This window comes from Flavobacterium rhizophilum (assembly GCF_046000485.1).
Taxonomy (GTDB): Bacteria; Bacteroidota; Bacteroidia; order Flavobacteriales; family Flavobacteriaceae; genus Flavobacterium; species Flavobacterium rhizophilum.
In genome coordinates this window covers 70,552-85,176 of sequence record NZ_JBELQB010000017.1, presented here as the reverse complement: position 1 = coordinate 85,176, position 14,625 = coordinate 70,552, and the positions used below count along the sequence as shown (strand labels likewise).

Here is a 14,625-nt window from a genome sequence, read left to right as displayed (position 1 = left end):
GGTTTTCATAGTAAGATGTGGTTGATTTACGCATCATAAAACTACTTAAAACTGTTAAAAATTTAACTTTTTTAACAACAATTTAACCTTTTACAGTACTTTTATTTAAGATTTCTCCAGTTTCGGAGCGTAAACCAGACGAAATAAATAAATAAAAAATAAATACTTCTCATAAAATGCTTGATATACCATATTTTTGGACTTGTACCTTTATTAAAGAATATAGTAGTTATTGTAACCTTTTTCATCATGTATGATTTTTCTTTATTCAGAGGTACAATTTGTTTGTTAATATCTTTCGTTATATAGTCGCATAAAACTTTTCTAAAATGATACTTTTCCCACATCATACATTTTTTTAATGATAAAAGTATAATAATCATCTAATGAAGGTAATAAGTACGACTAAAATTAAAGATTTATAATTAAACATCTCAAAGAAAATATTAAAACAAAATGGCATAAAAATAATATTAAGACTTAAGAAATTATTTTTTCTAAAGAACTACTATAAAACTATATCTTCTTCAAGAGTTTACATTATTCAAATTTATAAATTCGACTATCTTCATCAAGTCGCTTAATAATTTTCATAACCTTTGAATGTGGCATGTTATGAGTATAAAGAAGCATACAATAAATATTTGCATACTCATTGTAAATATTAGTAGCAAAAATACCGGTATCATCTGATCCTACTACAATTGGTGGAATACTTTTCCCTTCTTCTTGCCATTTTACCCAATTTAATAAATGATAAGTACTATAATTTTTATGAAATCCAATACGAACATTACTGGTAGGCAGGGTCTCTATTACTATTTCTCTTTTTGTCATTTCATGGAGTAATTCAAGTTGAAGAAGCTCAACATCTTCTGCTTTTAAAATATCAAATGGGTCAATACTGATAATTTTATCAAATCCAGATCGATTATTAAGATTATGATAGGTTTTCAGCAATTTGTAAGCTTTATCGTTTTTAAGCTCATTTCTACTATTTACAAATCCATTATTAATAATAAAACACCATTCCTCTTCATCATAAATATTATTTAAAATTAGGTTCTCTCTATCTGATTCCAATGCATGAACCGGACAACATTGGCGCATTAACCATGCTTTTTCTAATATAGCTACTGGAAAATGTTTGTTATATATAAGAAAACTTAGTTCACTTACTTTATTTATAATAAACGGAAGTATACTATTTAGTGATTCAATCTTTCTCTTGATAATTAAATGATAGGTAAAAATTAAATCATCGAGATAATCTCCTTGTTTAACTAGTAGCTTACAACCTATATTATTTTTCCATTGCATTGGAGAGAGCCCCGAAGCTGTAGCGTGCCCTATACGATCTCCTTTTTGTAAATCACAAAAAACAATAGCTTCATAAATAGCTCTAATTCCGCTTAATATATGATAGAAGTCTTCCCCTGCATGATATGTAAAGTGTTTTATGCCCGCACGACGCATTTTTCGAAATACAGGTGCAAATACTTCTGGAGGAGCATCAAATTCACTGGCAGCAGCATCTATAGCTACTATCTTTTTACAATAATCAGGATGATTCTTTATTAATAGAGCAAGTACTTTTGCTCTTTGAAAAATATCATAACGTAATACCTTATGCCTAATAAAGTCATTAGGTTTATTATCTGCTTTCTTAATGAAGTGTGCTATGAGCCTTAATTGTGGCTTCATACGAACGCTTTCCAATTCATTATTATAATCTAAGCTAATGTCTTGTATCATCTTATCCCATCCCTTAAAAATAGAACGAAGAAAAGTTATCATTGTTTTTTGAGAATCCTTTGGTGAAAACCTGCCTTCTAAAAAACGGATATAACTTAAATCATTTCCATGCATTTGATAATAACGACGTAGAAATATATTTTCACTATTTTCCCTTAATCCATTTAATGTATGTTTTTGAAATTGCTCAAAGCCATTTTGATGTGTTTGTTGTACTAGCAAACGATTAGTAAGACCTAAAATAAGAAGATAAAAATGAAACAAATTAGCAAGAAACTCATTTTTAGTTTTACTTATCTCATCAAGCATTAATATATACATTAATCCTTCAACCGACATTAAACAAAAATAATCATCAGCATCTGTTATTAATGAGAGAAACGGATGTTTATAACTACCAGATATATCGGAGTCATTACTAATAAATTCCCGAAGAAGACTCTTCTTGTCATAATTATCATATTTATGATTATTATGAGGATATAAATAATAGAAAAAATAGTCTCTTAGTTTTTGTGCCGATTTCAAAAGTGTTACATAGTTTAACGGCTCTAAGAGATGTGACTCCTGTTCCATTTGTTCTTTCACTTTTGGAATCATGAATCCCTTTTTAAGATCTTTATAAATTCCAAGAGGATTAAACAGATAATCCTGCCATACCTGGTCTGTTTCTAGTGCCCCATTAAGATGCATATGTAAGTCATGTAAACCATTTTGTTCTTTCACATAATGTTCAAGCTGTGGTATTCTTGCATGAGGAATAGCTGTATAACGGGTATTAGGGAGAATATAGTCTTTAAAATATTTATGTCTTTCGCTTTCATCTGTTTTACAGTTACTATAATTAGTATACATATATTTATGTAGAAAAGCGCATTGTAGTAACAAAGGAGGGATGAAAGTTATGATTTCCTGCCAATGATTTTGTTGTTCGGGTTTCACATAAACCCTATTAGCATTCAGTTCAAGATGAGTAAACGCTATTCTTTCAAACCCTTTAGTCAAAATTTCCGACAGAGATTCAATCCCAAGAAAAGCTTCTTGCTGGTCAAGACGATATAAATGATCTGGTATAGCAGGGTTTTGCGCACGGGATTTAAGCAACATACGCCTTTTTACATCTTCAAACGAAGCAAACTTTCCGTGCATGTATTTTGCTAAAGACTCATTATCAGACAATAAAAACTTAAGCATATAGTCTTACTTTTTAATTGTTTTCTAAATAATTTTTAAATTTTTCTACACTCTTAAAAGAAATTCTTTTTAATCCTAGCTTACCTAATTCGTCTTTTAATTTGTCTAATGATTTTGAATCAAGAATACTAATATCAAAAGATTGTAATCGATCTTTTATTTCCCCATAATTCTTTATATTATCAATAGAAAGAGTACTTATTTTATTTTTATCTAAATTAAAAACCTTTTCTACTGATTCTTTTCTAATAGGAATTTCATCTAAAAACTTCCTTAAGTCAATATTTAATAATTCTTCCCAAGTATCATTATTATTTTTCAAATAATCATAACAATAAACCCTAATACTCTTTTTTATTTTATCATTCTTATTTAAATAAACCAATAGTAAAGGACAGGACAGCAACCATTGGGAAAATGAAAGCTTTTCACTTTTTACTATATCCTTTTTATCATCATCTTTTGTTATTAATTTATTGATGTTATAGATAAATAGAGTATCACTATAATTTGTGTTATTAAGATTAAGTTGTGATGCTAGTTCATTAGCATTTTCTCTACAATCTTCAACTAAAACAGCATTCATAAAAGCAAGTATGTAAGCATGAAAAACTTCTCCCAGATTTTTATTTCCCACTTTACTTTCAAGATTTGTAAGGGCATAAAAAAACCTTGTTGCTATCTTACCTAACAACTGAACCGATATATTTGAGGTGTTTTCCTTATGTTTTTTAGGATATTTTTCTACCCAGTTACGAAATACTGATTCAAAATCAAAACCATTGGAGCTATTCCCTAATTGTTCACTATCTAAATCCTGAGATTCTTCTTCAATATTATCTATTTCTTCCTTATTGTTACCCCTTACAAAATCTGGCATCATATAACCTCTAAATTGGGATAACTCCGTAAATCCATTCTTTAGATCATCTAATTTATGTTTTCTAATCAATTCTCCTATTGTCCCTAATAACAGGTATGGTGAATAAGTTAATAACGAGGTTTGCTTATAAACATATTGGTTAGAGCTTAACGGCATATATATTAACATTTGTTCTATATAATTAGCTTTTCCATTTTTTAACACACTATCAATCCTGTCTGAAGTTGATTTACTGCTTTTTTTTGAGGTTGATGCCAACCCAAATAATGGAATTGTGCCCGCCTGTAATACTCTTTCACTTTTAGATCTATTCCCATCAATTGTTCCACGTATATAAGCAGTTATTTTACCTACTACATCTTTTAAAACATTATCATTGAATATTACGGTGGTATTACACAAATCTTCAATAGAAGGATTCAAAATATCATTTACTGCATTTTTATATCCCAATAGAGGTAACAGGTTACGGGTATACCCTATTTTTAGGAAATAATCAAAAATAAGATATGGATCTTTTTGTATGTTGTAAGACAATAAAAAATTAAGGCTAAGTAAACTTGCATTTAGTGTATCTTCGGTTGTAATAGGTTGTAATTGATATAGCTCTTCCAGCTTCTTTTCCCTTAACAGGAAGTTAAGAATTAACCTGTTTATATTTTTTGGAGATCTTATAGCAGTATTTATATCAATTTCTTTTGCATAAAGATCACTTAAAAAAATATCTGTAAAAGGAGTTATACTTGTATTATCTTCATTATATTCCCCTGTATCAAGTTTAAAAAGATTTAAAAACTGCACTTGTGTCCTTAAAGGTAGTTCAAGTAAATAGTCACTATAGGCTTTTGCCTGATAATTACTATTAATACCAAAATACTTTAATATCCTTTCATAAACATTCTCTATCTCATTTTTAGGATTATTATCAACAGTAATATCAGATTTTTCATAGACATAAAATTTCTTTTCTTCATTATATCTTTTACAAGTTCCTATCGTAGATAAATGTATCCTATTTTTTGGTTGTAATACTTTTTGAAGGTATTGAGATTCCAGTTCTGTAATCATACTATTAAACACTGATAACTTATCCAGTTGCTTCCCTTCATATTTTAGGATTTCTTGACCAAAATTTTGCCATTTCTTCTGTCTCACAACTGTAGAATATAACTGGCTATCTCCGCTTACAATAGTGATCAAACGTGCTCCTGTGAAGTATTTCCTAATAGTTTCCAATACAGCCCATCCTTTTGTTGCATCTACATCTATATCATCAAACATTAACAGGAAAGCCTTTTTATTTAATATTTTGAGTGATATTCTAAGAAATTCATTAAAATTTTTCGCCAATTCTTTTGATGCATGAACAGCCTTTAATCCGTTATCCATTACAAATTCTGCATCTTGCCAACTATCCAGACTATTGTTACCAATACCATCAATAGAAGGAAGTCCTGCCGCGAGTTTATTTAGTGATGCACGCCAACCTTTACGGTTATATCCAGACTGATTTTCCGGATTACATTCTTGTTTATCAAGTTTTTTATCAATTAGGTCTTTTATGGCAGCTATTACATTAAGAAAAACATGTCCCTTTTCTTCAATAAGAGTAGGATCTATAATTTCGAGAATTTCAATTTTATCACCTATTTCATTTTTTGATAGTTCATTTTTTATAGTTAACAAAAAGGAAGTTTTTCCGCTTCCCCTTGTCCCTAAAATTGTTATTGTATTATGTAAATTTTCTTTTTTTTCATCTTCTTCGCTTTTTGGTATAAAGCCTTCAACTAGAACTTTAACTTTATCGAATTCTGTATTATGAACAAGAGTACTTTCAGCTCCTGTTTGTTGCTTTTCATCTAAGGTTACATTATAATATTGTGCATGTATACTTTTATCAAGAAATATAGTAACTGGTTTCATTGTGTTAATTTTTGGTTGGTTTTAAAAAAAGTATCCCCTAAAACAAAGGATTAGTATATTTTAGTTGCGAAAGAGTTAAGCCTCAATTCAATTAATTAGATAAATCACTTTTAACGGTGATATCGACTAGAATACCCCGTATAGATAATAATTATGAATTATTATGTAATTCTATAGCCTTTTTCAAAAACTTATGAAGTATTTGAAACAAATAAATTACCTGGTTAGAAATATCCTTAGTAGTGATTAATATTTTTTTCCTTATTTGAGGATTTTCAATCAACGAATCTGGAAAACAATAAAAGAATTGACCTAAATGTTGGTTTGCTATATATTGAAGTTTCAAAATTGTAGTAGTAAGGTTGGTTATTAACTTTACTAAGTTAAGATTTTTTTTATATTTTTACTAACCTTTACCTTAATTTTGAATTTAACCATCACCTACAAAAAAACATTCAATTTGTTTTTTTATCCAAAAAACTTACAAACACCAAATATTACAAACCAACAACATGAAAAAATTTTATTTAATTGCCATTATTACTGGTATGTTAACAAGCTCATGCGGCAAAAGTAAAGAAGAACTAGAACTTGAAAAGGCAAAAATAGAACTGGAAAAAACTAAGTTTGAATTGGCTGAAAAAGAAAAGTCCGAAGAGTTAAGAGTTCATGAACAAAAAATGAACGTTGGCAAAAGTAAAAAGCTCGCAATACTTAAGTCAATGTTAAAAGACATTTCTGAAGCAATAAAAACTACAAAAATTAATATTGAGAAAACTAAAGAATTTCAAATTGGTCGATCTGCTTCTACAAAGGAAAAACAACTTTTTGAAGTTCAAAAACAATTAAATGAATTATACAATATAGAACGAAATGTAAAAAATGAAGTTGCGCAATTAGAATATTTCAAAACATTCGATTTTCAAAAAACACCTCAAAGCATTATGGAATATATTTTTGATTCTGCAAAAAAGAATAATTTCTCTAACTTTCGATATCTAGTTGACCCATATGGTGAAAATGATAATGATTCAAATAGCATTTGCTTTATTGAAACCATGCCATTACAGGCTAAAAATAAATTTAAAACAGATCTTGAAACAGGGAGAATTATGGGAGAGACCTCATTTGATAGAGATCGCGCCAAAATTGAATTTGCTCACGGTACCGGATCAAACACACTTTCAACAATGAAATTTATTAAACGAAATGAATTATGGTATATATACGGAATATAAACCTTAATTCTTTTATTGTTATATCATATTATCTCAAAACTTTTTAGATGTAGATAATTTGGAAATAATCTATTCAAATCCTCCTTCAAAAAGTTCGACATTAGTCCCGTTGACTCCACAAATGCCTTTTGCTATTAGCAAAAGGCATTTTTAGTTTTATGAGCTTAGTAAAATCTTCTATAATAAAATTAAATTATACATATGCCAGCTTAACCTTTTTTATGTAACTTACCATTATGTTCCAACAATAATACGCATCAAATGAAAACAGCTAAAATACCAGGTTATGTATTATTAGTCATTCTGTTCCTTTTTATTTCCTGCAACACCAGTAATAAATATGAGGAAACCGGTCCATACATACTATCCCAAAATATGATGCTGGAAGACTTTGATATATTTAAGGCTATATATGAATCGGCTAATGCAGGGCTTTATAAATATCATACTGCAAAAGAAATTGATAGTGTATTTAGCATAAATAAGAATAAAATAACTCCAGCTACAACTTATAGGGAGTTTTATAATATACTTTGGAATGTTATTGATTATACCGGAAGCTGCCATAACGAGCTTACTTATCCTGATACTCTGGACAGGCAATTAAGTAAACAGAAAATTTTCTTCCCCATTCCGCTCAAATATATTGACGGTGAACTATATACTAATCTTTCCTATAATAATATACCCACCGGCAGTAAAATACTATCAATAAACAATCTTGAGGCTAATAATTTTATTAAACTTGTATCCAGATACGCAAGTACTGATGGCTACAATACCACTGGTAAATATGCAAAAACAGGAACAGACTGGCTGCCGTTTTATATCTATTTAGCATTAGGCAAACACGATTACTTTGAAATTAAATATGTTAACGGACATTCATACAAAAAAGAAAAACTAAATAGCGTTACATATAAAGAGTTTTATACCAATTATAATAAACGGTATTCATTAAGTTTTGAAAAAAAAATAAGTAAAGAATATTCATTTTCAATTGTAGATAGCGTCAATACAGGACTTTTAGAGGTACATACCTTTGGAATGGGTGGACCGGATACAGAAGGTCATAAAAAATATGCACTCTTTCTGGATTCTGTTTTTACCGTACTAAAAGACTCAAAAATTAAAAACCTTATTGTAGATGTAAGAGGTAACGGAGGAGGAAACGATCCTAATGATATATTGCTGTATTCTTATCTTACCCAAAGAGCGTTTAGAGAAAATAAATCTGCTTTTACTTTATTTCAGAATATCCCTTTTCCTGAATATTATATATCAGATGATGCTGACGAGCTCAACGAAGACCTAAAACAGGAACACTCTGTGTTTAAAAACAAACGCTACTATCAAAACAATAGTTTTAACAAAGTGTGGAAACCTAAACCAAATGCTTTTACCGATCGTATTATTTTATTAGTGGATCCCTATGTGGCTTCTGCCGGCTCCCTCTTTGCCGCATTAGTGAAAAGTGATAATAATTCTACTGTAATTGGTGAAGAAACTCTAGGGGGGTATTACGGACACACCGGACATATACCGTTAACATATGAACTACCACATTCTGAATTGCTCCTAAAATTTTCTATCGTTGACATTGAACAGGATGTAATTAAAACCAAGGATGAAAAAAAAGGAAATGGTATCGTCCCTGATATTAGAGTCGTTCAGTCATATAAGGATTATATTTCAAATACAGATACGCAATTAAATTATGCGGTTAAGTATATAAAAACTAATACTAAATAATTAAAAAACACCTTATAACTAACTATAAAAGTTAGGCGTTGGGTAAAAAGAAATATTATACTTTAATTAGTGAAACAAGTATATTTATTGCCGTTCCCTTACCCGGCTTCGACAGTATATTTAAATCACCATTAATGTTTCTTACTCTTTCATACAGGTTTTTTAAGCCTATTCCTTTAACCTGTTTTTTTGGATCAAATCCTGTACCATTATCCCATATCCTTAATCTCAAATTTCCGGACTCTAAAAAGAATGTAATAGTACAAAGGCTCGCACCCGAATGTTTAATTACATTATGAACAGTTTCCTGAATTATACTGTAAAGGTTAATTTTAAGTTCTCCTGTGGCTATATTCCAGTCAATAAATTTATCAAAGTGAAGATCAAATTTTAGTGTATTTCCAGCTTCCTGAGATTTAATAAAATCCTTTATCATTTCTCTGAAACCAATATCCTGAGGCAACATATTTTCACTAAGGTCATGCGATATTTTTCGAATATCATTTTGAGTAGCTTCAAGCTCGTCAACCAATTGCTTCTTTTTTTCTTCATTTTTAGTTTGCAATTGCATTAGGTTAAAACGTGTAGTAAACACCTTATTTACCAAAGTATCATGCAAATCCATCGCTATCCTCCTTCTTTCAGTATCACGGGCATTATTAGCAGTAGATTGTTGTGCGAGCAATAAATTATATATTTTTTCATTGGATTTTTGCTGCTCCTGCCTGTATAAAAGTTCTTTTTTGGCTGTATTGAGTTTATAAATATAAAGTATAGCTAAAAAAAGTATAGCCGTTATTAGAGTCAAAATAATGATATAAGTATTTTTTTGAAGAAGTATTTTATTTCTTTCTTCCATTAACTCCGTTTCATAAGCAATCCTTCCAAACTTATTTCTTGTTTGCATTTGCAAATGATAAATATACTCGTTAGAGCTAATATACAAACCTGTATAATAAGCCATATTTTCTTTATCATTTTGCGATAATAGAGTAAGTGCCCTTAATATATCATAATTACTATTGATTTGCTTGGCAAGGTCATACCCTTGTTTAATGTAAGTTAAAGCTTTTACAGTATCTCTTTTTCCCAAATAAAACTCTCCTATTTTTATTTTGCTGGAAACAATCCCATATTTTAAATTTTCGGTTTCACGTATTTGTAATGATTCGAACAGCATATTCTCCACATTAGTGGTTTCATGTGTGTACATCTTAGCCGAAGCAAGATTATTTAATAATGTGGCATAAAGAGAGGATCTGTACTGCTTAAGAGAAGCTGTTTTTAAACCTGCTTCAAAATAATGTATTGCTTTAGGGTATATTTCTTGTTTAAAATACACCTGCCCTATATTATTAAGACATGCTGCTCTGGACATTGCAATTTTTGCTACATCATAATGTTCGTTCTCCAGTTTAACCAATGTTTGCAGGGCAAGGTCAAAATAATGTAATGATGCTTTATAATTACCTAATTCTTTTAACGAAAGAGCCATTTGCACATAACACTCATATATCAGTCTTAAATTAGTAACTGGCTTAAGGAACCTCAAGGCATCGACCGTAAGTGTCTCACTCTCGGCAAAACCTCCTATATTGTATAATATTCCGGCCTTGTATAACTGAATTCTACCTGTATTAACAGAATCTTTAAGGCTCCTGTAAAGTTTCTCAGAGGCAGTATAGTAAGTCAGGGCACTATCCATTTGTGATTTCATATCATGATAGTCCCCTAAGTAGTGCAAAGATTTGGCAATTGAAAGAGAATCTCCTGAGTTGGTAGAGACATTCAGTATCTTACGGCTCAATTCCGCATATTTTTCATAGTTCTTATTATTATAATACTTACCAGCTACCTTAAACAATAAGCTTCCTGTCAAAGAATCGTATTTCCTTCTAAAAAGCGAAGTTGTCAAACTGTCCAGAACTCCCCTTCTCCTCCCCTCATCCATACTGTCTGTAAGGTCAATATTACGATACATTACATCTCTTTCAGATGAACTATATCCCTGCTCTTCACAAGATGTTAAGGCTATAAAAAGTACTACAACTAAAAAATTTAAAATATACCTCAAGAATATTTTTTTATAAAATTATCTTTTTTATAGCAAATGTATAAAATAAAAAGCCCTAAAATTTGGGCTTTTTATTTTAGGGCTTTGTTTTATCCTTATCCTGATCATCATCACCATGAGGATGCGGAGGGTGTGGAGGTTTCCCCTTTCCGTTATTAGAAGGATGTTCAACATTATCAGCAGAAATATAAGGGGTTTCGATATCGTCTGTAGAGCAACCGGTAAAAAATATAAAACAAATTAGACAAGCTGTAGTAAGGATTTTTTTTCTCATTAATAAGTAAGGTTTAATAAGTTTGTTAATAGGTGCAAACTATGCTTGTCTTTCCTTATCTTAGTATCGTTAAACTATCTCTTTTGTTAAATCTACCCCCTATGAATATCTTTATTGTTGATGATCATCCGATGACTGTTGACGGATATAAAAATGTTATTTACAATTTCTCCAATACCTGTTCATTTACTGTAGCCTACGATTGTAAGACTGCGTATGCTAAGATCATGAATTTAAAAGGAGGAAAGTATTTTGATATGGCTATCATTGATAAAGGCATACCTGAATATGCCGAGCAAAAAATTCATTCTGGAGTAGATATTGCCCTTTTACTAAGGGAAATTAACCCTCAATGTAAAATTGTAATGATAACGGCCCATACAGAGTTTCTTGTGATTTATGATATCTATAAAAAAATCAGACCTGAAGGTTTTATAAGTAAAGGAGAACTTACTCCGAATAATTTACTGGATGTTATACAGGTGGCTCAAAAAAGTGAAAACTATCTTAGTCCCTTTGTAAAAGACTGTATTAAAGAGATATGGAAAAAAGACCTGATGGTAGACGATTATAATCGTCAAATCCTTTTTTATATGTCCAAAGGCTATAAACTTAAAGAACTGGAAGATGTTGTTTTTCTTGCCACAAGCACAATACAAAGACGTGTACTTAACATGAAACAGGCTTTTGATGTACCCGATGACAGCTCTTTAATCAAAACGGTTATCAGTCAGGGTTTTATTTAATTTTAGTGTAAATAAATCTTGAGTACAAAAATTGTAAGCCTCATACAAAAACTCCTGATTTTTAAACTACAATACCAATCCGATTTTTTTCTACAGTTAATTTACTGCTACTCCCCCCTATGCCTGCTGTTTTTTTACTTAGTTTGTTTTCCTCTTCTTATAATCGCACAGTATAAAACAGGGTTAAAATAACAGTGTAAAACACATTAAAACAAAACCTGCCTTCTTAATTCTTTATAAGAATAATTACACAATAAGCACATTTACCATATGTAATTATTATAAATTTTTACAAAATTTTAACATAACAGATAGTATAAATATTCAATATGTTAAATCAGTTTTCACAAAATATCAGTGAGAACAATATTCCTATACATTTACAAAAAAACCTTACATGCCATTGCAACCACACCTATGTTTATTTCTATTTTTCATACTAACTTTTTCAGTCAATTCACAAACACTAGTTCAGGGCCGTGTTGTTAATTCCAAAAAGGAAAATATAGAAAATGCAGAGGTGATAATCACTAACACCGAAACATTTTTGCAACAGTTTGAACTTACCGGTTCTAACGGTTCTTTTTCTTTTACAGTTGAACAAGGTAAATATACTCTTGAAATTAAAATATATGGTGAATTAAAATCGGTACAATCCCTAACAATAGCTTCTAACACCATGCTGAAAGATATTATAATTGATGATACCACAGTGCTTAATGAGATTGTAATAGTAAAAGAAAAGAAGTTACTGGAAAAAAAAATAGACCGATTGGTTTTTAATGTAGAAAATTCGGTGGCTTTAGTTGGAGGCGATGCAATTGATGCTCTTAAATCAGCACCCCGCATAAAATTTAAAAATAATGAGCTAATGATGATTGGTAAGGGTAATGTCAAACTAATGATAGATGATAGAATTATTCCATTAGCCGGAGACGACTTAGTTAGTTATTTAAAAACTATAAATGCCGATGATATAAAAAAAATTGAAATTATTTCAAATCCTCCGGCAAAATACAATGCCGAAGGTAATAGTGGTATAATACACATTATAACAAAAAAATCAACTGATGCTTGGAATTTATCCTATAGAGGCATTCTCCAGCAGGCCACTTATGCTACAGGAAGTAACGGACTAGTTTTTAACCTGAGTCGGGGTAAAATAAAACTTAACTCGGGTATAACATACACAAATGGTTCTACAGCACCAACCGAGTCCAATGTTATATATTATCCTGACCAAAGGTGGGAAGAATACAATAAGAGACGGGATTATACCAACGCATTTTCTGCGCGACTTGGATTAGACCAGTATATTAACGACAAAATTTCTCACGGTTTTCTTTACACCTATGTAAATAGCCAGCCCCTTATAAAAGAACGTATTAACAGTACTATTTATGATTACACTAGTAACGCTGTAGATTCTGTTATTACAACCCATAGCAGAAACCCTCGAGAGAGAGAGATACATAGTGCAAATTATCATCTGATTTATAAACTATCAGAAGAAAACGAAAAAAAACTTTCTTTTGATTTGGATTACTTTAATCTTTCAAACCAAAATGACAGACGTTTTTATACTACAACAAACACTTCAGAAAACAGCATAGGAGCAAGAAATTTTGGAAAACAGGAAATTGAAAACTTTTCGGCAAATATAGATATGTCTCAGTCAATACCGGGTTGGGATGTAACTATAAATTATGGAGGGAGAGTATCATCAATACAAACAGAAAACGATTTTACTACTTTTCAAACTTCAGGCGATATAGAAATTGTTAATCCCGATTTAAGTAATGAGTTTAACTACAAAGAAAATACTCAGGCTCTTTACCTGAGCCTCTACAAAGAAATATCTGAAGAATTTGAAGTGAAAGCAGGATTAAGAATGGAGAATACTGATATTACAGGTGAGTCTCCAACCTTAGCAACAACGAATAAGTACAACTATACAAAACTATTTCCTACACTATATTTTTTGTACTCCCTAAATGAGGATAACGCATTAAACTTAAAGTACGGACGTAGGATTAACAGGCCTAACTACAGTTTATTAAACCCCTTTAGGTATATTTCATCTCCCTATTCTTATTCCGAGGGTAATCCCTACTTACAACCATCGTTCACCAATAATATTGAACTTGAGTATACGTATAAAGATAACCTCATAACTAATTTTTACTACTCCTGGTTTAAAAATGGTTTTGAACAGGTTACCGATGTAGATCCTGAAACCAACATACAAAAAGTAATCCCGCTTAATGTATTTAGCGGAAAAATGATAGGTATTAATCAAATTATACTTTTTAGCCTATACAAATGGTGCAGGTTTAATTTCTATGCCGATTTATATTACAGTAAAACAGCATCGAACTCCCCTATTACCTTACCGATGTTAGATGGATGGAACGGAGAATTTAACCTAACCACCGACCTTATACTAAACGCGAAAAAAACACTATTTATTAATGTAGACTATAACTACACAACAACAGGGGTTGATAAGCTGGATACCAATACAGATTTTAGCCAACTGGATATTTCATTTAAAAGTTTATTTCTTGACAGAAACCTTATTGTTGGACTACATCTAAATGATATTTTAAGTTCAAACAGACCCACATATACAACATTATCCAATAACCTGAAAACCTCTTTCAGAAATTATTATGATGAGAGGTACATTAGACTATCTGTCATCTATCGACTTGGAAAATCTTTCAGGTCAGAAACACATGAAAACAAAAACTCTGAAGAAATGAACAGAACAGAGTAAAAATATT

Annotated in this window: 8 protein-coding genes; 4 read left to right on the top strand and 4 right to left on the bottom strand. The window is 30.6% G+C overall.

Annotated features, from left to right (window positions below):
• Positions 1-540: 540 nt before the first annotated feature.
• Together ABS768_RS17225 and ABS768_RS17220 are read right to left on the bottom strand one after the other, a co-directional pair.
• The gene (locus ABS768_RS17225) at positions 541-2,949 is read right to left on the bottom strand and encodes an amidohydrolase family protein (RefSeq protein ID WP_408076199.1); all 2,409 of its coding nucleotides are present in this window, start codon (positions 2,947-2,949) and stop codon (positions 541-543) included.
• Positions 2,950-2,962: 13 nt separating this feature from the next.
• The gene (locus ABS768_RS17220) at positions 2,963-5,755 is read right to left on the bottom strand and encodes a hypothetical protein (RefSeq protein WP_408076198.1); all 2,793 of its coding nucleotides are present in this window, start codon (positions 5,753-5,755) and stop codon (positions 2,963-2,965) included.
• A gap of 512 nt (positions 5,756-6,267) precedes the next feature.
• On the opposite strand from ABS768_RS17220, the gene ABS768_RS17215 reads away from it, so the two are divergent.
• Together ABS768_RS17215 and ABS768_RS17210 are read left to right on the top strand one after the other, a co-directional pair.
• The gene (locus ABS768_RS17215; protein WP_408076197.1) at positions 6,268-6,993 is read left to right on the top strand and encodes a hypothetical protein; all 726 of its coding nucleotides are present in this window, start codon (positions 6,268-6,270) and stop codon (positions 6,991-6,993) included.
• Between the two features lie 261 nt (positions 6,994-7,254).
• Positions 7,255-8,745 (top strand): S41 family peptidase, encoded by a 1,491-nt coding sequence (locus ABS768_RS17210; protein WP_408076196.1) that lies wholly within the window; start codon positions 7,255-7,257, stop codon positions 8,743-8,745.
• Between the two features lie 55 nt (positions 8,746-8,800).
• On the opposite strand, the gene ABS768_RS17205 is transcribed toward ABS768_RS17210, so the two are convergent.
• Both ABS768_RS17205 and ABS768_RS17200 read right to left on the bottom strand, forming a co-directional pair.
• The gene (locus tag ABS768_RS17205) at positions 8,801-10,819 is read right to left on the bottom strand and encodes a tetratricopeptide repeat-containing sensor histidine kinase (RefSeq protein ID WP_408076195.1); all 2,019 of its coding nucleotides are present in this window, start codon (positions 10,817-10,819) and stop codon (positions 8,801-8,803) included.
• Positions 10,820-10,895: 76 nt separating this feature from the next.
• On the bottom strand, positions 10,896-11,093 hold the full coding sequence (locus ABS768_RS17200) for a hypothetical protein (RefSeq protein WP_408076194.1): 198 nt from the start codon (positions 11,091-11,093) through the stop codon (positions 10,896-10,898).
• Positions 11,094-11,194: 101 nt separating this feature from the next.
• Between ABS768_RS17200 and ABS768_RS17195 the strand changes: the two genes are divergently transcribed.
• Entirely contained in the window at positions 11,195-11,839 is a 645-nt protein-coding gene (locus tag ABS768_RS17195; protein ID WP_408076193.1) for a response regulator, read from the top strand.
• Between the two features lie 397 nt (positions 11,840-12,236).
• On the top strand, positions 12,237-14,618 hold the full coding sequence (locus ABS768_RS17190) for a TonB-dependent receptor domain-containing protein (RefSeq protein WP_408076192.1): 2,382 nt from the start codon (positions 12,237-12,239) through the stop codon (positions 14,616-14,618).
• Positions 14,619-14,625: the final 7 nt, after the last annotated feature.

Coding starts and splice junctions, on each gene's coding strand:
- ABS768_RS17225 (WP_408076199.1), bottom strand. CDS start 2,949: ATGCTTAAGTTTTTATTGTCTGATAATGAGTCTTTAGCAAAATACATG.
- ABS768_RS17220 (WP_408076198.1), bottom strand. CDS start 5,755: ATGAAACCAGTTACTATATTTCTTGATAAAAGTATACATGCACAATAT.
- ABS768_RS17215 (WP_408076197.1), top strand. CDS start 6,268: ATGAAAAAATTTTATTTAATTGCCATTATTACTGGTATGTTAACAAGC.
- ABS768_RS17210 (WP_408076196.1), top strand. CDS start 7,255: ATGAAAACAGCTAAAATACCAGGTTATGTATTATTAGTCATTCTGTTC.
- ABS768_RS17200 (WP_408076194.1), bottom strand. CDS start 11,093: ATGAGAAAAAAAATCCTTACTACAGCTTGTCTAATTTGTTTTATATTT.
- ABS768_RS17195 (WP_408076193.1), top strand. CDS start 11,195: ATGAATATCTTTATTGTTGATGATCATCCGATGACTGTTGACGGATAT.
- ABS768_RS17190 (WP_408076192.1), top strand. CDS start 12,237: ATGCCATTGCAACCACACCTATGTTTATTTCTATTTTTCATACTAACT.